Origin of the sequence: Aquibacillus salsiterrae (assembly GCF_028416595.1) — a bacterium.
GTDB lineage: Bacteria > Bacillota > Bacilli > Bacillales > Amphibacillaceae > Aquibacillus_A > Aquibacillus_A salsiterrae.
This window is the reverse complement of sequence record NZ_JAMQKC010000008.1, coordinates 14,281-37,974: the sequence shown is the minus strand read 5'-3', so window position 1 is coordinate 37,974 and position 23,694 is coordinate 14,281. Positions and strand designations below refer to the sequence as shown.

Below are 23,694 nucleotides of genomic sequence, written 5' to 3'. Positions count from 1 at the left end.
GACCAGCACCTTACTAGATTAATATATTTGCAATAACCCACATCAACACAAAACTGATTACCATCGTCATATTGGATACGGTACCAACCATTCTCCGATCATAGTTAAACTCAACTGAATACGGTAATACAGACATCGAAGTCGGTAAGATAAAGCTTATTAACACTGTATACCGGAATAATTCATTGAATGGCAATGTGTAAAATAACGTGACCCCAACGGCTAAACCTACTCCATATCGTAACCCCAAAAATCTTACTATTAATGGTAGATATGTCTTATCAAATGTAAAATTCAAATAAATCCCTAGTAAAAGTAAGGAAAGTGGCATATTTGCCTTGGCAATAAGTCCAGAGACATCTGTTAGTAGTACAGGTAAATGTAACCCTGCAAGATTAATCACGAATACACTAATATAGGTCATAAACGGAATGGATTTTGACATCTTCAACAAGATCGTCTTCACACTAAAACTAGTACTCTCTACAGAATAAAAGCTTCCAATTAAATAGCTTAAACCAAATACCATAAACGCATTTCCTATATCAAACATTCCAAAATATGCGAGGCCGTCTTTTCCCCAAAGTCCTTCAACTAGTGGAAAAGCAAATAAACCAATGTTAACACCCGGGACCATCATCGCCATTGTGCCTCTTATTTGTCTTTGTTGATTTTTAAACAAGAGCAGGCCTAAAAAACCAGAAATTAAACCATACCCGATACTAATAAAGACAAGTAGTATTAATGATGTGTCTATCGTCATATTATTGAATGTAATAATAATAAGTGACGGTAGGGTAAGATTAAAGATAACCCGGGCAATCCCTTCCCCGTCCCTCTCTTTAATGACTTTTGTTTGTTTTAATATGTATCCTAACCCAACAATAATGACGGAATAAATAAATTGATGATTAAAACTATCCAACGTAAATGTCCCCTATTTCTTAGTTCATTTTCTTCTTAGTTAACTATATCATATCTTTTTTACACACTTAATATATTTGTACGGACAAACGAATTTACCTGACATACTACGATTACTCCAGGAAAAATAACTTAAACTTATGGATAAGGAAACTATTGCACTATACCTGGTTTTCTTCAAACCTATCTATGTCTTGATTTTTTCCAATCGTGACAATAATATCATCCTTTTCCAACTGAATATTATTTGAGGGTGTTACTATTACATCATCCTCACCTTTTTTCACTGCAACAACAGCACAATTAAAATTTTCTTTCATCTCAAGGTCCAAAAGCCGCTTTCCAGATAATTTATCACTAACTACAATTTCGACAATACTATAGTCCTTGGTTAATTCAATATAATCAGCAACTGTGTCTGAACCAATATGATGAGCAATTCGCTTCGCCATATCCCGCTCTGGGTGAAGCACACGGTCAGCACCGATTTTATCCAACACTTTTGCATGATGCTCATTTCTAGCTTTTACCCAAACTTGTTTTATCCCCAGTTCCTTTAATATTAAGGTTATCAAAATACTAGACTGTAAATTTTCACCAATACTAACGACAACACAATCAAAGTTTCGAATGCCAATTGCTTTTAATTGTTCTTCATCAGTTGCATCTAATTCAACGGCTTGCGTAACCACATGATGGAAATCCTGGACTCTTTCGCCATCTTTATCAATTGCCATTACATTCACACCTGTACTTGTTAACTCTTGACAAAGACTACTTCCAAAGCGACCTAAACCTATAACTACGAATTCTTTGTTTGTATGTTTCATCGATTCTCTACCCTTCTTTTTTTACCAGTGTTGACATAAACTGATTGAATAATTCTTGTAGCCCTCCTATTCCATTGTATGGACAAAAAAATAGTGATTCATTATGTCTGATTGATTGATTGCTTTGTGGTAAAATGAAAGATAATTGGGAATTAAGTAAAGGAGTTAAACATGGGGACATATAAGGTACTATTTTTAGATATAGATGGGACAATTTTACAAGCAGACCACACGATTGAAGAATCGACTAGAGATGCCGTCAATCAAGTTATGAACAAGGGGTTAGAAGTATTTTTGGCCACGGGGCGTCCTTTGCACGAAGTTTATCCAATTGCCAAGTCACTTCATATTAATTCTTTTATTGGGTATAACGGTGCACTAGCATTGTACCAAAACAAAGAAGTGGTAAATGAGACCATTCCTATTGACATCATTCAATCTTACTTAAAAATTGCTAAAGAACACGGCCATGAAATGGTATTATACACCAGTAATAAAAACACATTTACATCGATAAATTCACCAGTAGTAAAACAATTTATTGACTACTTTGACTTACAGGAAAATGAATTATTTTCAGATGCTGTTATCCATGATATATTGGGAATTACGGTTATGAATGTATCAGAAACAGACGCTCAATTGTATGAAACAAATGACATTTACTTATCGCAAGTTAATGTAGAAGGACTCCATCATAGTTATGATGTCATTAGGAATACTGTAAATAAAGGCCGTGCTGTAAAAGCTGTACTAGACCTATTAAATATAGATTCTAAAGAAACAATCGCATTTGGTGATGGTATGAATGATAAAGAAATGCTTCAGGTAACTGGCGCAAGCTTTGCAATGGGAAATGCACACAAAGATTTATTTCAATATGCAAAAAATACAACAACATCCGTTAACAATTCCGGGGTATATAACGGCTTGAAATCATTAAACCTCATTTAAGTTTAGAACAGGAGGACGAACCATTTAAAATTTCACAATAAGCAGACACCTTTAACATGAAGTATAGGAGGGAATTACAAATTCTCTCCCAGTTCATGTTTTTAATTTAACATAGAATGCTTAACAAATCTTTCCTTTTGTAAGAAAGTCTTCCATATTTTTTTTACAATGAAATGAATCTATAGAAGGAGTGTCACGATGACAAAGATAAAAGCCTACGTATTTGATGTTTATGGAACACTATTTGATGTACATTCAGTTAGCCGAGCATGTGATGAGCTATTCCCAAATCAAGGAATTGCAATAAGTCAAACATGGCGTCAAAAACAAATAGAATATTCTTTCTTACGCCAGCTAACAGGAAATTATAAGGACTTCTTTGCGGTTACGAAAGATTCCTTACGTTACGCCATTCAGTTACACTGTGGTGACTATAACGATAGCCAACTTAAAAAGTTACTAGAAAAGTATTTAACCTTAAACACTTTTCCTGAAGTTATTGAAGTATTAGATCAATTAAGAGAGAGCAAGTTGGCTGTGTTTTCAAATGGCTCCCATCAAATGCTAGACCCTTTACTTAAACAAGCAGCCATTTATAATAAATTCAATCACATCATAAGTGTTGATGAGATTAAACAGTACAAACCGACTTCTGAATCTTATCAATATTGCCTAAACACACTTAAAGTAAATAAAGAAGAAGTTCTTTTTATGTCATCAAATGGTTGGGATATTACAGGCGCTAAGAGCTTCGGGTTCCAAACCGCCTGGATTAACCGTAATAAATTACCAGTCGAACAGTTGCAATTAGAACCCGATGCTATTTGTAATGATCTACGAGGAATTATTGATTAGAAAAGCGCAAGCGGCGCCTGGATTTGTTATAATTTCTTATCTTTCATAGAAAAAAAGGTAAGGCACAAGGTGCCTTACCTTTTTATTTCATATTTGATTTAATTTTTTCCTGAGCTTCATTAAGTGCTTCCTCGGGCGTTTGCGTTTGCTGTCTTAATACATTATTAAATACATTTGTATTCACTTCAGTCGCAACATCTGGAGTATTTTCTGTAATGTTAACTGCATTGATTTCGTCTTTTATCTTTTCCAATGTATCAAAAATATCTGTTCCAAAGAACTGGAAGAATTTGTTGTCTTCCATAATTTCTTCCGTTCCCCAAACATCCGTACGTGGAGGATCAAATCCAAGCACTTGCCACAATTTAACGTTTGCTTCTTTTGTTAATTTTGCAAAAGCTAGGAAATCTTGTGCAAGTTCAGCATTTTCTGTTTGGTTTGTAACAACTGTACCTGTACCGCCCATACCTGCTGATCGTTTACCGCCTTCTTCCCACGCAGGTAACGGACGAACAACCATCTTACCTTTTAAGTCGGACATATAATCAGTAAAACGTCCCATATACCACATCGGCATCGCGATTGATGCATATTTCCCTTCGTTCATTTCAGCATAGAATTCTTCGGCGTGCGGTTGCCCACCTGGCGTTAGCTCTGCAATCTTATCTTTGTAAATCATATCACTTAAAAACTGTAAAGTATCAATATTTGCCTGAGTATTTAGTGTTGGGTTACCATCTGAATCAAACCAGTCTGAGTCACGTTGGCTAATCATTTGCCACATTGGTAAATAATCATCTGTTGAAACTGTTGTCATCAATGAATCTGTATTTTGTACAACTTTCTTACCAGCTTCTACATAATCATCCCAAGTTTTAATAGAGTCAATGTCAACACCAGCTGCATCCATGACTTCTTTGTTGTAATACATTACTGAAGCACCTACGTGTGTCGGCATACCATAATAATTGCCATCCTTTGAATAAATATCAAAACGAGCCTTCACAAAATTATCCATTTCGGGTTCAACATACTCATTCATTGGTAGCATTTGTGGTTCTCCTTGTAGAAAGTTAGGAAAACGGCTAATCTCAATATCAGCTATATCTGGTGCACCTGTTCCTGATTGTAGCGCCAATAGTAAGTTGTTGTGCATTTGATCGTATGGATAAGTTTCAGCAACTAGTTTAATTGGCCTGTCCGGGTATTGTTCATTCCAACGAGTTGCTGCATCTTTAAAAAATTCCATGTGTAATTCAACAAATGTCCAGTAGGAAAGTTCCGTTGCATTCTCAATATCTCCACCAGTTACTTCACTTTCTTCTGCTTCTGAGGAAGATCCTTTACCTCCCCCTCCACATGCAATCAATACTAACGCCATAAAGCTAAATAATAAAACCAAAAGACTCTTCTTTTTCATTGTATCTTACCCCCTGCTTTTTTAGGATGAAATAAAGCGTTTACATTAAACTAACCGCCATCAGAATCTATTCCACCACCCCCTACAAGTAAAAACAAACCACCAAGATAACGCTTTCAGATTTCGCTAAAATATGAAGTTCTTTTAATATATAACTTAGATTAGCATCAAAAAATCAATTCGTCAACATATTTTTAGACAAAAATAAACAAGTTATTAATAACTACGCATTTTAAATTCATAAATTATGTATGGATATCTCAACCAAATATCAGGGATGATTAAATTTACGCTTGAAAAATACACAAATATTGAGTAATATTCTTAAAAAACATATACTTACATGTATAAAAACACCTCTTAAAACCTTGTGCAAATGAAGGTGATTAACTATTATTAATACATCCTTTCAGCTATAAGTTAGAATTAACATGTTTTTCATACTATAGTAGCACTTGCTACTGATATATTTATCCGATATCAAAATAAACCTTATCCTTTTAGTTAGTTCGGTTAATAAAAAAATAGTTAACAGAATTCATGTCCGGTTAACTAAGTAAAAAGAAAAACCACCTAGCAAACAACGCTAATTAATTGACAAAGATGCTTGTATCGAATACTATTGCGCTATGAACAGTCAGTGTTTCCAAAGAAGGTGAAACTATGAATAAATCGTCTGATGAATATAGTGAAAATGAAGAGTATAACGAATTAGATGAAGAAACATTATTCGTTGTCTCGCAATCGTTTAAAGCATTAAGCGATCCTACAAGAATTCGAATTTTGCATCTACTGTTCGACAAAGAACATTCCGTTAATGAAATTTCCGAAACGTTAAAATTACGACAATCAACGGTTTCACACCAATTACGTTTTTTAAAAAACCTAAGATTAGTTAAATACAGACGGGATGGTACTACATTGTATTACTCACACGATGATGAACATGTTATAAAGCTGTTACGCCAAGCAATTGAACATGCGTTGCATCACTAACGCGTTTTTTTGAAATAGTAACCAATAACGGCAAATTTAATGAAACAGATTCTAATTAGAACCTTAGTCCTATTTATCTAGACAAAAACGAAACGTAGAACACACGCTAGACACTTATTTTCAAAAAAACAAGGACAAATCTCTACGGATTAAGCCTTGTTTTTTTATCATTTATTAACCTAATGCAACGTCTAAAATCATCATAATCGTAAACCCAACCATTACCGACATGGATGCTAAATCTCTATTGCCATTTTCCTGAGAGCCAGGAATGACTTCCTCTGCCACCAAAAAGATCATTGCTCCAGCTGCAAAACTTAACGCAAATGGTAGTAGGGGTTCTATCATGGTTACAGCTAACACCCCGACTAAAGCAGATATCGGTTCAACCATCCCCGAAAACTGTCCATACATGAAACTTTTCCGTCGTGAAAACCCATCTCGACGTAGGGGTAAGGAAATAGAAGCACCCTCGGGAATATTTTGAATACCGATCCCTAGAGCTAACGTTACTGCTGCAGCTAAGGATGAGGAATTTAATCCCATTGCCCCGGACCCGAATGCAACCCCAATCGCAAGTCCTTCCGGGATATTGTGTAACGTAATAGCAAGTACTAATAAGGTACTACGCTTCTTACCTTGGGAATGTCTCCCCTCAGCACTTTCAATTGGTGAATTTGGGTGAAGGTGAGGAATCATTTTATCAATTCCCCACAAAAATAAGCCACCCAATAAGAATCCAACTGCTGCTGGTATCCAGGCTGGAATCGGATCCTTTTCCGCTAATTCAATTGCAGGTGATAACAATGACCAAAAACTTGCAGCTATCATTACACCACCAGCAAAACCTAACATACAATCCATTAATTTCTGGTTCATTGATTTGGTCGCAAACACTAATGTTGCACCTAACGCAGTCATACCCCATGTAAATAGTGTAGCGATTAACGTTTGATTAAACGGGCTCAATGATGAAAAGAAATCAACCATTATGATCAACTCCATTAATTTCAGGTATAGATTTTTTTAGAAAACGTACTTATAATGTATGCATTAAAACTAAAATGTTTCCTAAAGGAAACATTTTAGTTTTAAAAGATACAAAAGTATAAAAAATGGAAGAACTGTCTAGCTACAGCGCTTTTCTTACGTCCAGTTTACGTTTATCTATCATCCTACACTATCCAACAATACTATAGCCCGAGTCAACGTGGATTACTTCTCCTGTTACTCCTCGAGAAAGCCTACTAAGTAAAGTGATGCTCATATCACCAACCTCTTCTTGCGTTACATTACGTTTTAGCGGTGCCCTTTCTTCAATATCACGTAACATTTGATTAAAGGAAGGAATCCCTTTTGCTGCCAATGTTCGTATTGGACCAGCAGAAATGGCGTTAACACGAATATTGTCTGCCCCTAACTCCAGCGCTAAATATTTGACGGCAGATTCAAGTGCAGCTTTAGCAATCCCCATTACTTTGTAGCCATCAAGAGCTCTCTCTGCTCCTAAAGCACTCATGGTTAAAATGGAGCTCCCCTCCGCTAAGTACGGCTTTGCAGCTCTAGTTACAGCAATCAAGGAGTACGCACTCGTGTCTTGTGCAAAAGCATAGCCGCTTCTAGAAGTTTGTAAAAAGTCGCCTTTTAAATCCTCTCCATGCGCAAATGCAATGGAATGTACTAAGCCATGAATCTCCGAAACTCTTTCACCAATTGTATCAAAGCAATTCTTAATACTGTCATCATCATTTACATCACACGGAACAATAAGTTCTGTTTTTAGCTGGTATTCTTCAAGTAATTTTTCTAATTTCGCCTTGGAACGTTCTTTGCGATAGGTAAAAATTAGTCTTGCACCCGCAGCGTCTAAAGATTTTGCTACTCCCCAAGCTAAACTTCTTTCATTGGCAACCCCCATAATTACGATAATTTTGTTTTCTAATTGAACTAAATCCATGATAGCCTCCATTGTCTTAGTAATTGTTTATTTTCACAGTTATGAGTAAATTCTATCATAGATAGAGCATTGTGCTAAATTTTTATGGTTTATCATTCACTATTTCTTTTACTGTCTTTTAAGCAAATTGAGAATTGCTACAAACAATCATCAGCTTGCTAAAATCCAATCAGTAGGTATAAATTATAGTTCGCTCGATAATACTACTATTAAACCTTCCCCCAATGCCCCTTTAGTAGAAGGGGCTTTTTTTTGCCTTAAATACCTCAAGGGCTTTTTTCAAGGGGGAGACTTAATGAATTAAAATTCCAGAAGCTATCTAGCTTTGGCACCTGTGCTTTTTCTTATCGATCATTTTTGTTTTGGGTTTATTTGATTAATCAAATATTGCACAAAAAATTCGTCTTTCGCCAACCATGCTTGGTGTTTTCTTTTTATATAGTGTTCAGCATCTTCAAACCGCTTGAAAACCTTTATTGGACGCTTATTCTCCTCTAACAACCAGCCTTTATCACTTTGTCGAATTAGCAAAATAGCTTCCTCACGGGTTTGGTAAAGGGTTCCAAATTGATTTCTAACTATATTAAACTTGTTTCGTTTTGCATCTTCATGAAGTGGTTGCATCGGGAAGGTCTTTGCAATAAATTGATTATACGCTTCTTCGGTCAATGTTCCACCTGAAGCTTTTTCGTGCCCCCCTCCACCATAATGACTTGCTACTTGCGAAACATCTACTTGGTCATGAATGGTACGAAAGCCAATTCGTTTTGAGCCCGGATTGACGATTAAAATATAATCAAGATGCGGAAACTCTTTTCCTAATTGATTACCTAGCTCAGAGTGGTAAGACTCTGCGTAAACTACTCCAACGTAAAAACCATTTACCTCTGTTTGATAAACTTCCCGCTTTTTTCTTCGTATGTATCTTTCTATTTTCTCTTCTTCCATCTCAACTATTTGCTGTTCAAATGCATCAAATTCAAAGACATCACCTCTTATTAGACGGTTCAACATTTTTTGTTCGAAGTGATCAATAGAGAAAAGGAAAAATAAAGTGTTTAATCGTTTTGCCCGAAGGTTATTTGTCTTTTCCCAATCCCACGTATCATATTGACGAACAAGCTCTACATAATCAGCTATCACATTTGTGGGTTCTAAATGGTTTTCTGTTACAAGATAGTCATACAGTAAAGATGTAGCTGACGCCAGTTGCCCAAGTTCATCTTCAACGGTTACGTTTGCCCAATCATAATGATTCAAACTAATCGCTGTTTTATGGTGGTCCAATAGTTGAACCTTGCCTCCTGATTGGTAAAAATCATCTAACCTTTTTTCATTTGTTTCGTTAACTGATAAGTCTGTGATAAGTAATGATTGATCGTTAGCCTCGTTTGCTAAGAAATATTCAACCTCTCGATTTAAACTTGCTATGGAGTTGTAACGAACATTTACATTGTTCCCAAATGCCAATTTAGCAAGTATGCCACAACTAACACCATCCAAATCATTATGTGATAGTAATTTATACATATTTTCTTCACCTCAAAACTAGTATGAGTAGAGACCGTCATTTTTATTAAGAAAAGCGCAAGTCGCGCCTTGCCCAGCCTAAGGCATGCAAGAAAATGACTCTGTTTAATGTTAATTGTTTGAGGCATGTAACTGATGTGAATCTTGTTTTTTCTCTTAATCGGCTATTAATGGTACAATCAAAATATAACCTACCAACTAAGATGGAGGGGAACTTATGGCCCAATCAAAGCAAAACAACTCCAGAGGGGCTTTAGGCTGGATAGCAGTCGTCGGGGTTTTTTTATTATCTAAAATGAAATGGTTACTAACATTATTAAAGTTAGGAAAATTTGCGACTCTTATTTCTATGTTCATTTCACTCGGTGCCTATGCGCTTTTCTACGGATGGAAGTTTGCTGCTGCCATCATATATCTAATTTTTGTTCACGAAATGGGACACCTCGTAGCAGCAAAAATAAAAAAAATACCAACTAGTCCTGCAGTTTTCATTCCTTTTTTAGGCGCTACAATCGGGATAGATCCAAAAAAAATAAAAAACGCAGAAACTGAGTTTTTTATTGCTTATGGCGGACCGCTTGCCGGTTTGTTATCCATACTACCCGCGATTGGACTTTATTTTCTGACAAGTGATCCTTATTGGGCACTCGTAACGCAATTAGGGGCGTTAATTAATCTTTTTAATTTATTTCCAGTTTCTCCATTGGATGGCGGACGTATTGTAGGAGTGTTGTCCACCAAAATTTGGTTCATTGGATTGGTTGCACTAATCCCTATGTTCTTTCTGTCGCGTGACCCGATACTAATCTTAATTTTTCTGTTTGGATTATTCACTTGGTGGGACCGTTTAAAAGATAATGAAAAAATTGGGGTATTGAGATACGAAGAAAAGGTTTTATCCGAAATAACAAGAGACTTACAAACACTTAGAGACTATACAAAAGGTGAGCTTGGCCAGCTGTACAGTACCGGCTACTATGCAAGTGTTTATGCATATTCTGCTTTTTTTGATCAATTAACTAAACGCAAATCTATCGTCAATCAACGATTGCAAAACCTAAAAGGATCAAGCTTGTTTTCGAATACGAAACGGTTACAAAAGAAAAAATGGATAATCGAAAAAGAGCTGATTACTGATACGTTGAATCAGCTTGGCAAGGTAAACGAGTTTTACGGGGAGAACAATCTAAGGATTGACATTGATAAATGTTTTGAAAACAATAAAACAAGACTAAAAGAGCTTAAAACAGAAATAAAGCGAATAAATACGTATTATCAATCATCGATTTCTGCAAAAATAAAAGCTCTTATCTTATATATTGGTCTTGCTATCGTATTAGCTTTACTATTAGTATTTGCGATGGACATCCTCAATGGTTCAAATCCAATCATTCGATAGGTCTAAACAAAAAAGACCAAATCAATTACACGATTTGGTCTTTTTCTGAACTCTTACTTTTAGCCATCAACACTTAGAAAGCCGCCATGGATACAGATTAAAACAATTGGTCTGTATCTTTAGCGTTAGCCAAGTTTCTTTCCACTCGCAAGCTTGTTTAAACTCAAATCAGGAGTGACTCATTCTCAAAGATGAATGAATATTGAATATCAATGAACAAGAAATGGTTGCCCGAAAGAGGAAAACTAAATGTACGAATCATTTCTCTCGTTTCTATATCCGAGTAAATGTCTGACAGCGTGCCCCTGTTCCATGTTTTCATCTGCATCATATTCTCTAAAAAGTAGGGACGAAACGCCCAATTTGAACCCTTTTTATCCGGTTCCATTATCCACTTTTCATCTTTCTTTCTAAAGTTAGCAGAAACTTGCTGACCATCACTGTTACACACATACATACGAAAACTTTCTTGTTCAAACGACGCTGTTATATTTTCAATAAAGGAATCGACTCTCCTCGTTCCATCCCACTGAGGTAATAATTGTTTCACTTTTTCTTCCCACTCAAGAACATGCTTTAATCGTTGTTCGACTAGTGTTTTTTCTCGTTGAATATACTGTGATACCTTGTCCTCAACATTAACCGATAAATCGATCTTACTCTTGAAATCGAACGCTGGCCTAGCAAGATAAAAGCCTTGATAATACCTACCCCCATGTTTCCATGCAAAATGTAATTGGTAATTATCTTCTATGTTTTCAAACAAAATAGCAGCGCCAATTCTTCGTGCTAACATCGATAAGGAATACATGATATCTTGAAAACTATCTGGATTGTTGTTTCGGATAATTCTTGTGTCAATTTTCAAAATATGTGGTTCCAATTGTCTTATCCGATCGATATTAGAACTTTTTGCCCCTACTTGATCGATAGCAATTTGTATACCATACGTTTTATAATACAAGAGTAAATGACTGAGTACTTCGAATCCTTCGTCGAAGTCATGCTCAGTGACTTCAAGGACAACCCTATTTAAGGAAAAGCCTTTCTCTTCATATAACAAAAGTAATTGAAGCAAGTCCTCTCCGTCATTAACCATGAGTTGTTGAGCACTTCTGTTAATAAATAATAATTCCTCTTTATTTTCTTTTAACAGATTGTCTAAAGCCAATTCCAACAAATATTGGTCGACGTCCACCTTAAACTCATCCGGCACATCCGTATCATGGAAAAACGCTCCCAAACTAAGCCATTCTTTCCCATTTTTATATCTTCCTAAGAGTTCATAACCAATAACATCGTGTCTGATTGCACTGATGATTGGTTGAAATACTGGCTTTAAATTATGTAAATTTCCAACTATTTCTAAAGGATCCATCATGCCCCACCTCGTTAACCTAGTAGCCTTTTTCAACCTTTCAATTTTACTCCCTTATCTTATTATAAACGATGGTGTACCATTCTCATTATAAAAAAGTAAGATTTTTTTGACGTTTACACGTATGGAAGAATTATTTGATTCCCTAATATGGGAGTAGCACAGGAAGCAAAACAGATTGCTTCTGATTTTTTCACTTTATTACCCATTAAAAAACAGCTCAGTAGGTTGTTACAGAGCTGTTTGTTTATAAAAATTCAAAGCGCCTATCTCTCTCGACGTAAACAAGGCACTTGCGTTTCTTATAAATGGTAGTAAGAGAGTGGTTAACTACCCATCTTCCTTCTAGTTGTACTTGTTTTTTTTGATTGTTGACTTTTCATCCGATGCATAGAATTTGCACCATTAGTTTTACCTTTACTAGTTTCTTGGGCTTGCTTTTTTCTCTCTAATTGTTGTTTTATGATTTCTTGCGTACTTAACTTTTTCTTTTGCTCTATAGGTTGTTCATTATTAGTTGACATTTCAGTGTTCTCCTCTATATTCAATTTTAGCTTACTTCTTTATTATACACCTGAATTAATTATTCTGTATCTTTGTTTTCAAAAATATTTGTTGCTTGCATCGTATAGTAAAGTGTCTTGGCTGGATTTAATTAATTCCTAGCGAACTCACCATCTACTTCGACTGTTTCAAATATATTAATAAATGCCTTTGGGTCATGTTTCCTAACGATTTTTTTGATTTGGAGTGTTTCATACCTAGTTACAACCATCATCATTATCTGTTTCTTTTCATTTGTATAGCCACCGTATCCTTCCATTACCGTCATCCCTCGGTATACAGTCTCCAATAATTCGCTTCTTATTGGTTGTAAATTGGTGGTGACAATTTGCATCGTAAGTTTAATATGATTAGTATGTATCGTATCAATTATTTTACCTGTTATGTAGATGGATAATAACGTATACAAGGCTGTTTCCCAATTGAACACTGCTCCAGAAATTAAAACAATAATGCCGTTCATCGCTGTTAAGAGAAAGCCAACGCTGATATTGCTCGTACGAGTTATTAGAATAGCTATTATGTCTAATCCGCCAGAAGTACCAGAATACTTTAGGATCAGACCAATTCCAATTCCTCCAATAATGCCGCCAAATATCGTCGATAACAATATATTTTCAGTTATCGCGACAACTGGCAACACATACAAAAAAATGGAGAGTGAGAGAACACATGTGATTGTATTAACAGCAATAACTCTACCTAGCTTCATATAGCCCAAAATAAGTAATGGTAAATTCAGTACTAAATTAAGTGGACCAATATCAAATGGAGTGATTAAGCCTAGTAAGATAGCAATGCCGCTAACTCCACTACTTAAGATTCCATACGGGACTAGAAAAAAATTAAATGCGAACGAAATAATCAAGGAACCTAAAATCACAATAAAATATTTCACGTAACAAACCTCCGCTATTTCACCATACAAATTAGTATAAGACAAATCTCCCCCTTTTAATACTGCAAGACTAATCCTTTTTCATGTTACCAACACTTTCATAGATGAATAACCTATCGTTTTTTCTAAATCATCTATATAATAGAAAGGGTTAATTTTTTAAAAGAAAAGGTGTATTTGACATGAGTTTACTATCTGTAAGTAATTTAAGTCACGGATTTGGAGATCGTGCAATTTTTGAAGATGTATCGTTTCGTTTATTGCAAGGTGAACACATCGGACTGATTGGAGCCAACGGTGAAGGTAAGTCCACGTTTATGAATATAATTACCGGTAAGTTAGAACCGGATGCAGGAAAGGTTGAGTGGGCAAAGCGCACCCGTGTTGGTTATTTAGATCAGCACTCTGAGTTAAGGCAAGGAATGAGTATTCGTGATGTACTACGCACTGCATTTCAGTATCTTTATGATATGGAAGCTGAAATGAATGAGCTTTATTTAAAAATGGGTGAAGTAGACTCTGATGAATTAGACAAGATTATGGAGGAAACTGGCCATATTCAAGATGCATTAACGAATAATGATTTTTATGTGATTGATGCGAAAGTGGAAGAAATTGCAAACGGTCTTGGATTAGATGAATATGGATTAGACCGAGATGTTCATGACCTAAGTGGTGGGCAACGAACGAAAGTACTGTTAGCAAAACTACTACTTGAAAAACCTGATATTTTGTTATTGGATGAACCAACAAACTATTTAGATGTGGAACATATTGAATGGTTGAAGCATTACTTACTTAACTATGACCATTCCTTTATTCTTGTTTCACACGATATTCCGTTTCTTAATAGTGTAATCAATTTAATTTACCATATGGAAAATCAACAATTGACCCGCTATCCTGGCGACTACGAAGAATTCAAACGGGTTTATGAAATGAAAAAACAACAACTAGAAGCAGCTTATAAGAAGCAACAAAAAGAAATTGCTAATCTAAAAGATTTTGTGGCCAGAAATAAAGCAAACGCGGCCACAAGTAAAATGGCTATGTCACGCCAAAAAAAGCTTGATAAAATGGAGGTCATTGAGTTAGATGCAGAAAAACCTAAACCAACCTTCCACTTTAAGCAAGCGAGGACACCTGGTAAGTATTTATTTGAAACGAATGATCTTGTCATTGGCTACGACGAACCTTTGTCTAGACCTTTAACATTAGCAATGGAACGTGGTCAAAAGATTGCTCTTTCAGGTGCCAATGGAATTGGTAAAACAACACTTTTACGAAGTATTTTAGGTGAAATTAAACCAATCTCAGGATCGGTGCAGTTAGGTGAACATTTGCATATCGGTTACTTCGAACAAGAATTAAAAACAGTAAGTCAGAATACATGTATAGAGGAAGTCTGGGAGGAATTTCCCCACTATACCCAATACGAAATTCGCGCCTCCTTAGCTAAGTGTGGACTAACGACAAAACACATAGAGAGCAAGGTTCAAGTGCTAAGTGGTGGTGAAAAGGCTAAGGTAAGGTTGTGTAAATTAATAAACAAAGAAACCAATTTGCTAGTGCTTGATGAACCGACAAACCACCTTGACCAAGATGCTAAAACGGAATTAAAAAGAGCGATAAAGGAATACAAAGGAAGTGTCTTAGTGATTTCGCATGAACCTGACTTTTACGAAGGGGTTGTAACTGATATTTGGAATTGCGAAGATTGGACTACTAAAGTCTTTTAAGTAGATGGCCTACCACTTTTTTCAGAGGAAATTAGCAAATACGCTTAATTTTGGATAATATGTAGAGTCAGCTACATCCAACTCCAGCGCCCCTGAGTTTTTCTCATTTACCCTTTAGCACACAACCGGGCTTACTATCATACCCTAATCTAGCTATAGGATTAAGGAGTGATCGGTATCGACTACTTATATCTGTTTATTTTAGGATTAGCTGTTAGTCTCGACGGGTTTGGGGTTGGATTGAGCTATGGGATAAGAAAAATAAAGATTCCTCTACCATCAATCTTAGTTATAACTATTTGTACCGGTGTAATGGTTTTTGCAGCAATGGAATTTGGAGGCTTGTTGACTAAGTTTACTAGTGTGGACATAGCAAATAAAATTGGAGCATTTATCCTAATCGGAATTGGCTTATGGGCAACAATTAATTATTTTAGAAATAATGAAAAAAAGGAACAACCTTCAAAACAAGAAGTTGACAATAAAACTAGCAATAGTAAAGTAATTCGCATAAATTTACAATCGCTAGGCTTAATTATTGAAATATTGAAAGTACCTTCAGCAGCAGATATTGATAAGTCCGGAATAATTAAAGGTTGGGAAGCAGTATTACTCGGGATTGCCTTATCACTTGATGCCTTCGGAGCAGGAATCGGAGCATCATTTATGGGGTTCCCACCAATTATTACTGCTATAACCATTACTTTCTTTAGCTACTTACTGATTTTTTCCGGAATGAAAATCGGCTTAATTTTCTCTGAAATCAAGTGGTTACGATTTATGTCGTTTTTACCGGGGTTCATTTTAATTGTGATTGGGATTACACGATTAATTAATTAAAAGAAGTGTCAGGGATTTGAATCTCCTGACACTTCTTTTAATTATTTCTTTTCAGGGTGCATAACTTTTTTAAAAAGGATATTAGGTAAATCTCTGTAAAAGCGTTCTCCAAAAACACTTGTACTCCTGTCAATCTTAAGTAACAATTGTCATTCATTTTGTCAATTACGGATTCGTTGACCACAATCCAGCTGATTTAATAAAGACACGTTGATTTAACTTAAGCTGAGCAACAATGAATTCAGCTAAGTCACTGGGCTGCATTACTTTATCAGGATTTCCATCTGTTAAATTATTATTAATCGCGAGCTCCGTTGCAACCGTACTAGGAGTTAATGCCGTGACTCGAATATTATGTTTTCTAACCTCCATTGCAAGGGATTCTGTCAGACCTAACAAGCCAAATTTGGAAGCACTATAAGCACTTGTTACTGGTGCACCTTTTTGACCTGCAGTAGAAGAAATATTAATTATGTCGCCACTCTTTTTATCAATAAGTTGTGGGAGGACTGCTCTTGTCACATAGTAAACCCCCATTAAGTTGACATCAATGATATTTTTCCACTCATCTGGTTCGAGCTCTAAAAACCCACCAAATTTAGCGGTACCCGCATTATTAATAATAATATCAAACGTTCCTAGCTCACCTGTTACTTTTTCGATTGCTTTTTCTACTTCATCTAAAGAGGCAACATTTACTGTTGCATAAGCAACCTTCACACCGAATGATTGAATTTCTGCTGCGACCTGTTTTAAATCAGCTTCTGTCCGAGCGAGAAGCGCTATATTTACACCTTCTTTAGCTAATGCAATTGCCGTTTCCTTACCAATCCCTTTCCCAGCACCTGTTACTAAAGCCGTTTTACCCTCAATTGATTGTCCCATTTTTTGCTTCCACTCCTTTTTGCTCTTGCAAAAACTTTAATAATATTTCCCTCGTGATTACTATCCATTCATATCACAAAAAGATCCTTGATTTTGAATCCTGATGTCATTCTAACATCTAGTCCCCACCATAATAAATATTTTTGCACTTCTCTAGAATCCCGTTATGATAGAGAGCATCACCACATTTAGTATAGAGCCGGATTTTTTTATACTACTTTCTTGTCTTTTAAAAAAAGCTTGAAGAAAAATAATATTTTTCTTCAAGCACAGCAACGGTTACTTTAACTAGATTTTGTTTCATAGTATGTCTTTCTCTGGTTATTTTGATTTAACCTTTGCCTAATTAGCGACCATTTTGCTTCCACTAACGGCTCTGTAATCATTCGTACGGGCTTACTTGACAACAGAAGCACAATACCGAAACTAATCAGTCCAAGACCAAATAAGTCAATAACGTTATCAATTTTAAACATGTTATTTGACCTGAATAAATAGATAAATACCCCGTGTAATAAATAGACGTACATTGTTTTTTGACCAATATGGGTAAAACGATTACTAGTTTCCGGAACCCAGGCAATGACACTTCCAATCATTAAAATGGATAGTATATAAAAAGCAAAGCGGGCCAATGCACCTACACCTGCTGCATTCAATTGTTCATAAGACGTCGTCGCCAAAATCCATTCAGGTGGAAAACTCGGTGCTAAAAATAGACCAACAGCCACACTAGTTAATATTAGTATAGCTAAACCCTTTATCCAGGTTCTCTTTAAAGCAAGTAAATGTTTATCTGTAAGAAAGTAACCTATCAAAAAGAAAGGAAAGAATACAAAGGTTCTTGATAAGCTTAACGTATACCCTATCTCATTAATAAATCCAGCAATTAAACCTATTTCAATTGCAATAATGACACTTAAACTTGTGGGGATCTTTTTGAAAACAATAATCATTAAATGCCAAAAGAACAAGCTCAACAAAAACCATAAGGACCACTGAGGATTTAAGACTGTCCATTCCCATCCGTCTGCCCCAGTACTTAAATAGTAGTACAAGGTGTAAAAGAAGTGAAACACAACGTAGGGAATAATTAATCGTTTAAATAATTTAGCCAAATAGCCTTTATCAGCTATACCTTTTGCGAACAAGCCACTTAATAAAATAAATGCTGGCATATGGAAGAAATAAATCCAGTTATACAATACCTCTATTTCCTTTAACTCTGCTTTAAAAGGCTGGATAACATGACCAAATACCACAAAAAAAATTAAGACGACTTTCGCATTGTCAATCAATGGATTACGTCGTTTCATGTTTTTCATCCCTTTATTTTTTTATTTCCTTACCCTGATTATCAAGCATGTAAACAAATGGTTCTCTTACCACTAGTGTATTATATCCACTGACAAATTTGGCTCGATTAACTACATTGTTAACCAATTGTAAGCACTTGTTGATTTTATGTAATATATTTAACTAAATGTAATAAAAATGCAATAGGCGCAGATCGAACGTAGCTGACTTTACATGTTATTAATCAAGCAGATTTTCGTAATTTTCTAGACAAGGAAAATGTCACTCCATCTTTAGATTTTTATTTCTTGAATAAATAGCCCACTTTAATAAATAAACGCTTGGGATACTGGATATCCCAAGCGTTTTATTCACTGTTGCCTGTTATCGTTAGATAAGCGTTTCAATTTCCGCTTCTTCTTTTAACTCTTTTATTTTCTCATTTAACTTCGTACTCTTTTGTTGAGAAGCCAACTGCTCTCTAATTTGTGATTCAACTTCTGATAACTCTGGAACTTCTCCACCTTGACTACTTAATTGCTCGTAATAATCTTCAACATCCTGATCTGAAACTTCAACACTTTCCATTTCAGTATCGATATATTGTTGGATTTTAATATCATAAGCTACCTGTTCAAGTAGTTCGCTTTCACTTAGGTTTAACTGTGCCAAATAGTCTTTGTATTGCTTATCCGTTTCAAAATTACCTTTGAATTTCTCTACTTGATCATTTATGTCCGCTTCTTTTGCTTCAATCCCTTTGTTTTCTAACTCTTGAGCAAGAATTTCTTGACTAATAACTGCATTCATCGTTTGTTCCTTAACAAGATCTTCATCACTTGGGTCTTGTCCATATTGTTGTAATGTTGAGATAGTCTGTTGAAGCATTAAATTGTATTTACTGCCTGCTACTTCCTTACCATTTACAGTAGCAACAACTTCTTCTTCGTCTACTTGATTACTGGAAATAATTTCTTCTATATCGGCTTGCTGCTGTTCTTGGTCAGCTGTGGCCTGTTGCTGCTCATCGTTACTTTCCTCAGTATTAGCAGAGTCTGATTCTTGCTCTGGTGCTGTCGTCTCACTCTTATCATTAGAACACGCTGCAAGCCCTACGATTAATAATAGGAATGCAATCATCATTATTCTTTGTTTCATTAAAAAATCCCTCTTTCCTTTGTATTGTATTGTAGCGTGCGTGTAATGACCATTTAAACATCTATCCATAAGGAATGCAAACGAGGAAAATAGGATAAAATTACGAGCATCGCTGGCATCGCAGGCTTAAATACATCATTTTACAATTACATTACATGTATATAGAAAAAGTGTGAAACGCCTGTCACATGATTATAGGATTAAGAATTTGACTAAATTAATTAGATTAATCCCCAATATCATTAATATCGTACTATTGAAAATTCGCTGGATTGTTTTGTTGGAATGTCTCGTAATTAGTTTACTACCTACTAAACCACCTAATATCCCCCCAACTATCATATAGCCTAACATTGAAAAGTTATAGTTTGCTAAATCTGTTTGAACTACCACTAAAATTAATGATGCTAATTGTGAGAAGAAAATAATAAAAATGGAGTTTACCGAGGCCTCTTTTGCATTCATAGTAAATAGCCAGGTTAAAATCGCGACATTTAATGGTCCACCACCTATCCCTAAAAAGGCAGATATCAAACCTAAAAAAAATGCTACTAAGACAATAATTGATTTACTTTTTACATCGTACATTGTAAATAGCTTTTGGTATTTAACAAAAATAACAATAACAATAAGTAAAGCAGCAAGAAAGGCAGATTGAAAGGCGCCGATCACATTGGTTAATCCAATGTTAATTACTATGAAGTTAAAGATAATTTTCCCAAGAAAGCCCCCAACTATTGAACCGATAGCAAAAAGAGTACTTGTTGTTTTTTCAATTTCTATCTCCGTATGCCTAAGCCCAATTAATGACGTCGCCGACATCGCAAAAACAGTTGCAGAAGACAAGACTCCAATGGTAGGAAGGTCAAAGTGACCAAATAAGTCCAATACAGGTTTTATAATTACACCACCGCCAAGACCCGCCATCGCTCCTAGTGTTGATGCAACAAATCCAATAAAAAAATACAAAACAAAAATAGTTATCATCCCCAAAATTCTTCAGTAAACAATCCTTATTTAAGCAAAACACTTACAAATCATTTAACATTTCATGATTTGATCATTATTCCTTCCACCAATTAAACAAATAATCATGTGCATATACATCGTTTGGATAATCAATGAAAGCAGTATCCCCTTCTTCATACAAGTATTGCATAAATTCGTTTAATGCCCCCATACGCCCTTTTTTCAAGCTATGCTATAGAGTTTTTCCACATCAATTTGATAGATTTGATTTAATTGTTCACACTTTTGTTGAATTTCTTTATAAGTAAGATAATTACTCACGTTTTTTACTCCTCGCTCGCTGGTTTCACTAATATATAAGAATGGTATTTAATGCTTTCACCAACTAATATTATCGTAACACCGCTAATGAAGCAATTTAGTCATAAACGAGAAAATAGCTAAAAGCATGAAATATTTCCTTTCATGCTTTTTCTTCTAATTCAATCGTACTTATTATCTCTACCTGATTTAGTGCTTGTGACGCTAGTTGATCTGCCTCTCGGTTCTTTTTCCTCGAAACTGATCGATATTCGGCAACAAGCCCGAGCTGTTCCATCTTGTCTTCAATCCGGTCTGCCCAACGGTTTAACTCTTCTTCCACACAAGGCCATTCACCTTCTAATTGATTGATAACCACTTGCGAATCTCCAACAATCGACACTGGCAAATGATGAACGCCTAACAATTCTAATTCTTGCAAAGCTAAATAAAGGGCTGCATATTCCGCTTCGTTATTCGTGTTTAATTGTTCGACCAACGCATTCTTTCTTAATCGATATTTTTTATTATTCTGCTCATAATAAATTACACAACCTAACCCTGATTTCTTTTTTTCTATTTCAAAACCACCATCAAAATAGACTGTTACATTATGCGGATCTGTTTGGATTCCTGCTAGAATTTTTTTTAACTCTTTGATTGTCCAAACGTTCTCATCATGAGTGCTAATACATGTAAGTTGACCAACACGTCCTGTTCTCTCCATGTCTTCAGCAATGAGTATCGCTTCCTCCGCTTTGATTTCCTCTGAAGTTGCATTTATCTGTAGGCCCTTTTTTGTTTTATATGTAAATTCGATTCGAACATTCATGAATAATCTACTCCTTTTACGAAATCTTTTATCTTATCATGCCCTTTTACTTAAGTCTTATCAAGGAGAGCGAATTCTGTTATTCAAATAAATTAAGCCTCTTTGTAGTTTTTCTACTTAGAGGCTTGAATGAATGAAAAAATCATTTATATTTATTGTCATAATCAATCAGGTGTTCTTCACTGTTAATAAAATCACGTTCTTGATATGCAGCTAGAACTCCGTGGTAACTTATGTCTAATCCAATCTCTTCTTCCTCCTCGGTAGAACGGACCGGGACAATTCTGTTGATTAACGCTAAGCCACCCCACGTCGCAACAAACCCCCATGTACATAAAACAACTAGTCCGAAAAGTTGAGTTCCAACCAGTACCCAGCTTCCACTGTAAAACAAGCCGCCATCTGTCGAAAAAAGTCCAAGTGCAATCGTTCCCCAAACTCCAGAAACTGCATGGACAGGAAAAGCACCAACTGGATCATCGATTTTTCTTGATTCTAACCAATTCGTTGCTACTATCATTAACAAGCCAGAAATTGCACCGATTAAGATGGCAGCTTGATCAGTAACAAATGCACATCCAGCTGTAATTCCAACTAACCCAGCTAAAGAACCGTTAATGACAGATGGGGCATCGGACCGTTTATAGCGAAACAAGGTGTATAACAATGTCGCCGCCCCACCAGAGACAGCAGATAACATGGTAACAATAGCGATATGGCCAATTCTGCCATCTGTTGCGCTTAATGTACTTCCAGCATTAAAGCCAAACCAACCAAACCACAACAAAAATGCACCAACAGATGCTAATGGTAAGTTACTAGGCAGTGCTATTGCACTTGTCCCGTTTTGAGTGAATTTCCCTTTTCTCGGACCGATAAAAATAGCAGCAGCAAGTGCCGCAAATCCTCCTAATCCATGAATGACAGCGGAACCCGCAAAGTCTACCATACCTAGTTGACCAAGAAATCCACCTCCCCATACCCAGTGCCCAGCAATTGGATAAATAATAGCTGTCATAAGGACGATGTAGAGAAGGTACGCTCTAAAATTAATTCGTTCTGCAACAGCACCAGAAACAATTGAAATAACAGCAATAACAAACGCTGCTTGAAATAACCAAAAAGTGTCTAAGGATACATTTAACTTTAAATGCGACAAATCTCCGGACAAGGTAAATCCATTTGTCCCAATCAAACCAAACGCATCTGCCCCCCACATCAATCCAAATCCGATCAGATAAAAACTTAAAGCACCTATTGTAATGTCAGCAAACACTTTCATAATTATATTTACATTATTTTTGTGGCGGACAAATCCTGCTTCGAGTAAAGCAAAACCGCCCTCCATCAATATGATCATGGCAGCTGTTAAGACTATCCATATCGTATCAAGCCCCGTATTCAACGTATCAATTGTCACGCCCTATTCCCCTCTCTTAGTGATAGAAGTATCTCATCTAATAAAGTACTAGAAATTTCGATATAGTCCGCATTTTCTTCTTGCAATCTACGGATAGCGCCATTTAATTCATAGATTCTAAGTCTTATTCGTTCAATTTGCTTTAATCTTTCTTTCACATGAACAATATACTCCACTGCCTGATGGTGACTTGGTTGTCGACTAGCAAACAGTTTTCTAATGGGTGATAGCGATTGGTAAAAAGCCTCTTCTGCTCTTCGTTTGTCCTCATACTTTCTTATTTTTTCTTTTATTTGCTCAATTTCCATTTCTTTCTTACCCTTGAGCTGTTTAAGCATGATAATGATTTCTGTACTAGCTAAATCCAAATGACGATTCCATTCATCTCGTAAAATCATGTTAACTCTCCTGCCGTAAGTTTGTTATGTTTCCTAACATGATACCAAGACTTCGACGATTTGTACAGACTACTTTCATAAGCTGAACAAATTAATTTCTGACTTTAACACGGATATTAACCCAGTAACAGGGCAAATTATTAAAAAATGGA

22 protein-coding genes are annotated in these 23,694 nt (G+C 35.8%); 6 read left to right on the top strand and 16 right to left on the bottom strand.

Going from position 1 to position 23,694, the window contains the following annotated elements; all coding sequences use genetic code 11:
• Window positions 1-13: 13 nt before the first annotated feature.
• Window positions 14-925 carry an AEC family transporter gene (locus NC799_RS10590; protein WP_272446407.1) on the bottom strand — a complete coding sequence of 304 codons (912 nt, stop codon included), beginning with the start codon at window positions 923-925 and terminating at the stop codon, window positions 14-16.
• A 160-nt stretch (window positions 926-1,085) separates the two neighbouring features.
• The gene (locus NC799_RS10585) at window positions 1,086-1,754 is read right to left on the bottom strand and encodes a potassium channel family protein (protein WP_272446406.1); all 669 of its coding nucleotides are present in this window, start codon (window positions 1,752-1,754) and stop codon (window positions 1,086-1,088) included.
• 171 nt (window positions 1,755-1,925) lie between these two features.
• On the opposite strand from NC799_RS10585, the gene NC799_RS10580 reads away from it, so the two are divergent.
• Window positions 1,926-2,708, top strand: coding sequence for an HAD family hydrolase (locus tag NC799_RS10580; RefSeq protein ID WP_272446405.1), 783 nt, complete (start codon window positions 1,926-1,928; stop codon window positions 2,706-2,708).
• A 198-nt stretch (window positions 2,709-2,906) separates the two neighbouring features.
• Entirely contained in the window at window positions 2,907-3,563 is a 657-nt protein-coding gene (locus NC799_RS10575) for a haloacid dehalogenase type II (RefSeq protein ID WP_272446404.1), read from the top strand.
• An 82-nt stretch (window positions 3,564-3,645) separates the two neighbouring features.
• Here the strand turns inward: NC799_RS10575 and NC799_RS10570 are convergent, their stop codons facing one another.
• Window positions 3,646-4,983 carry an ABC transporter substrate-binding protein gene (locus NC799_RS10570; protein ID WP_272446403.1) on the bottom strand — a complete coding sequence of 446 codons (1,338 nt, stop codon included), beginning with the start codon at window positions 4,981-4,983 and terminating at the stop codon, window positions 3,646-3,648.
• 663 nt (window positions 4,984-5,646) lie between these two features.
• Between NC799_RS10570 and NC799_RS10565 the strand changes: the two genes are divergently transcribed.
• Window positions 5,647-5,979: an ArsR/SmtB family transcription factor gene (locus tag NC799_RS10565; protein ID WP_272446402.1), complete on the top strand. Its 333-nt coding sequence runs from the start codon at window positions 5,647-5,649 to the stop codon at window positions 5,977-5,979.
• A 174-nt stretch (window positions 5,980-6,153) separates the two neighbouring features.
• Here the strand turns inward: NC799_RS10565 and NC799_RS10560 are convergent, their stop codons facing one another.
• The 3 genes from NC799_RS10560 to NC799_RS10550 form a co-directional block, all read right to left on the bottom strand.
• Window positions 6,154-6,969: a ZIP family metal transporter gene (locus tag NC799_RS10560; protein WP_272446401.1), complete on the bottom strand. Its 816-nt coding sequence runs from the start codon at window positions 6,967-6,969 to the stop codon at window positions 6,154-6,156.
• A 190-nt stretch (window positions 6,970-7,159) separates the two neighbouring features.
• The gene (fabI, locus tag NC799_RS10555; protein WP_272446498.1) at window positions 7,160-7,939 is read right to left on the bottom strand and encodes an enoyl-ACP reductase FabI; all 780 of its coding nucleotides are present in this window, start codon (window positions 7,937-7,939) and stop codon (window positions 7,160-7,162) included.
• A 348-nt stretch (window positions 7,940-8,287) separates the two neighbouring features.
• On the bottom strand, window positions 8,288-9,466 hold the full coding sequence (locus tag NC799_RS10550) for a DHH family phosphoesterase (RefSeq protein WP_272446400.1): 1,179 nt from the start codon (window positions 9,464-9,466) through the stop codon (window positions 8,288-8,290).
• 217 nt (window positions 9,467-9,683) lie between these two features.
• Here NC799_RS10550 and NC799_RS10545 point away from each other — a divergent pair, with 217 nt between their 5' ends.
• Window positions 9,684-10,865, top strand: a complete 1,182-nt coding sequence (locus tag NC799_RS10545) for a site-2 protease family protein (RefSeq protein WP_272446399.1) — start codon at window positions 9,684-9,686, stop codon at window positions 10,863-10,865.
• A gap of 163 nt (window positions 10,866-11,028) precedes the next feature.
• Here the strand turns inward: NC799_RS10545 and NC799_RS10540 are convergent, their stop codons facing one another.
• From NC799_RS10540 to NC799_RS10530, 3 genes are all read right to left on the bottom strand, one after another.
• Window positions 11,029-12,243, bottom strand: coding sequence for an EAL domain-containing protein (locus tag NC799_RS10540; protein WP_272446398.1), 1,215 nt, complete (start codon window positions 12,241-12,243; stop codon window positions 11,029-11,031).
• 326 nt (window positions 12,244-12,569) lie between these two features.
• Entirely contained in the window at window positions 12,570-12,767 is a 198-nt protein-coding gene (locus tag NC799_RS10535) for a hypothetical protein (protein WP_272446397.1), read from the bottom strand.
• Between the two features lie 131 nt (window positions 12,768-12,898).
• The gene (locus tag NC799_RS10530) at window positions 12,899-13,705 is read right to left on the bottom strand and encodes a YitT family protein (RefSeq protein WP_272446396.1); all 807 of its coding nucleotides are present in this window, start codon (window positions 13,703-13,705) and stop codon (window positions 12,899-12,901) included.
• A gap of 182 nt (window positions 13,706-13,887) precedes the next feature.
• On the opposite strand from NC799_RS10530, the gene NC799_RS10525 reads away from it, so the two are divergent.
• Window positions 13,888-15,444: an ABC-F family ATP-binding cassette domain-containing protein gene (locus NC799_RS10525; protein ID WP_272446395.1), complete on the top strand. Its 1,557-nt coding sequence runs from the start codon at window positions 13,888-13,890 to the stop codon at window positions 15,442-15,444.
• A 168-nt stretch (window positions 15,445-15,612) separates the two neighbouring features.
• Window positions 15,613-16,284 (top strand): sporulation membrane protein YtaF, encoded by a 672-nt coding sequence (gene ytaF, locus NC799_RS10520; protein WP_272446394.1) that lies wholly within the window; start codon window positions 15,613-15,615, stop codon window positions 16,282-16,284.
• A gap of 165 nt (window positions 16,285-16,449) precedes the next feature.
• Here ytaF and NC799_RS10515 read toward each other — a convergent pair whose 3' ends face one another.
• The 7 genes from NC799_RS10515 to NC799_RS10485 all read right to left on the bottom strand — a co-directional run bounded on the left by NC799_RS10515 (window position 16,450) and on the right by NC799_RS10485 (window position 23,542).
• Window positions 16,450-17,169, bottom strand: coding sequence for a 3-ketoacyl-ACP reductase (locus tag NC799_RS10515; RefSeq protein WP_272446393.1), 720 nt, complete (start codon window positions 17,167-17,169; stop codon window positions 16,450-16,452).
• Window positions 17,170-17,453: 284 nt separating this feature from the next.
• On the bottom strand, window positions 17,454-18,485 hold the full coding sequence (locus NC799_RS10510) for an acyltransferase family protein (protein WP_272446392.1): 1,032 nt from the start codon (window positions 18,483-18,485) through the stop codon (window positions 17,454-17,456).
• A gap of 370 nt (window positions 18,486-18,855) precedes the next feature.
• A complete protein-coding gene (locus NC799_RS10505) occupies window positions 18,856-19,623 on the bottom strand; it encodes a SurA N-terminal domain-containing protein (RefSeq protein WP_272446391.1) in 768 nt (255 codons plus the stop codon).
• A gap of 192 nt (window positions 19,624-19,815) precedes the next feature.
• Window positions 19,816-20,610 carry a sulfite exporter TauE/SafE family protein gene (locus tag NC799_RS10500; protein ID WP_272446390.1) on the bottom strand — a complete coding sequence of 265 codons (795 nt, stop codon included), beginning with the start codon at window positions 20,608-20,610 and terminating at the stop codon, window positions 19,816-19,818.
• 445 nt (window positions 20,611-21,055) lie between these two features.
• On the bottom strand, window positions 21,056-21,724 hold the full coding sequence (locus NC799_RS10495) for a reverse transcriptase-like protein (RefSeq protein ID WP_272446389.1): 669 nt from the start codon (window positions 21,722-21,724) through the stop codon (window positions 21,056-21,058).
• Window positions 21,725-21,866: 142 nt separating this feature from the next.
• Window positions 21,867-23,144: an ammonium transporter gene (locus tag NC799_RS10490; protein WP_272446388.1), complete on the bottom strand. Its 1,278-nt coding sequence runs from the start codon at window positions 23,142-23,144 to the stop codon at window positions 21,867-21,869.
• On the bottom strand, window positions 23,141-23,542 hold the full coding sequence (locus NC799_RS10485; RefSeq protein WP_272446387.1) for a hypothetical protein: 402 nt from the start codon (window positions 23,540-23,542) through the stop codon (window positions 23,141-23,143). Before NC799_RS10485 ends, NC799_RS10490 begins: the two co-directional genes overlap by 4 nt.
• Window positions 23,543-23,694 lie beyond the last annotated feature (152 nt).

Coding starts and splice junctions, on each gene's coding strand:
- NC799_RS10500 (WP_272446390.1), bottom strand. CDS start 20,610: ATGATAACTATTTTTGTTTTGTATTTTTTTATTGGATTTGTTGCATCA.
- NC799_RS10570 (WP_272446403.1), bottom strand. CDS start 4,983: ATGAAAAAGAAGAGTCTTTTGGTTTTATTATTTAGCTTTATGGCGTTA.
- NC799_RS10505 (WP_272446391.1), bottom strand. CDS start 19,623: ATGAAACAAAGAATAATGATGATTGCATTCCTATTATTAATCGTAGGG.
- NC799_RS10515 (WP_272446393.1), bottom strand. CDS start 17,169: ATGGGACAATCAATTGAGGGTAAAACGGCTTTAGTAACAGGTGCTGGG.
- NC799_RS10525 (WP_272446395.1), top strand. CDS start 13,888: ATGAGTTTACTATCTGTAAGTAATTTAAGTCACGGATTTGGAGATCGT.
- NC799_RS10550 (WP_272446400.1), bottom strand. CDS start 9,466: ATGTATAAATTACTATCACATAATGATTTGGATGGTGTTAGTTGTGGC.
- NC799_RS10510 (WP_272446392.1), bottom strand. CDS start 18,485: ATGAAACGACGTAATCCATTGATTGACAATGCGAAAGTCGTCTTAATT.
- NC799_RS10540 (WP_272446398.1), bottom strand. CDS start 12,243: ATGGATCCTTTAGAAATAGTTGGAAATTTACATAATTTAAAGCCAGTA.
- NC799_RS10580 (WP_272446405.1), top strand. CDS start 1,926: ATGGGGACATATAAGGTACTATTTTTAGATATAGATGGGACAATTTTA.
- NC799_RS10565 (WP_272446402.1), top strand. CDS start 5,647: ATGAATAAATCGTCTGATGAATATAGTGAAAATGAAGAGTATAACGAA.
- NC799_RS10575 (WP_272446404.1), top strand. CDS start 2,907: ATGACAAAGATAAAAGCCTACGTATTTGATGTTTATGGAACACTATTT.
- NC799_RS10535 (WP_272446397.1), bottom strand. CDS start 12,767: ATGTCAACTAATAATGAACAACCTATAGAGCAAAAGAAAAAGTTAAGT.
- NC799_RS10485 (WP_272446387.1), bottom strand. CDS start 23,542: ATGATTTTACGAGATGAATGGAATCGTCATTTGGATTTAGCTAGTACA.
- NC799_RS10545 (WP_272446399.1), top strand. CDS start 9,684: ATGGCCCAATCAAAGCAAAACAACTCCAGAGGGGCTTTAGGCTGGATA.
- NC799_RS10560 (WP_272446401.1), bottom strand. CDS start 6,969: ATGGTTGATTTCTTTTCATCATTGAGCCCGTTTAATCAAACGTTAATC.
- NC799_RS10585 (WP_272446406.1), bottom strand. CDS start 1,754: ATGAAACATACAAACAAAGAATTCGTAGTTATAGGTTTAGGTCGCTTT.
- NC799_RS10495 (WP_272446389.1), bottom strand. CDS start 21,724: ATGAATGTTCGAATCGAATTTACATATAAAACAAAAAAGGGCCTACAG.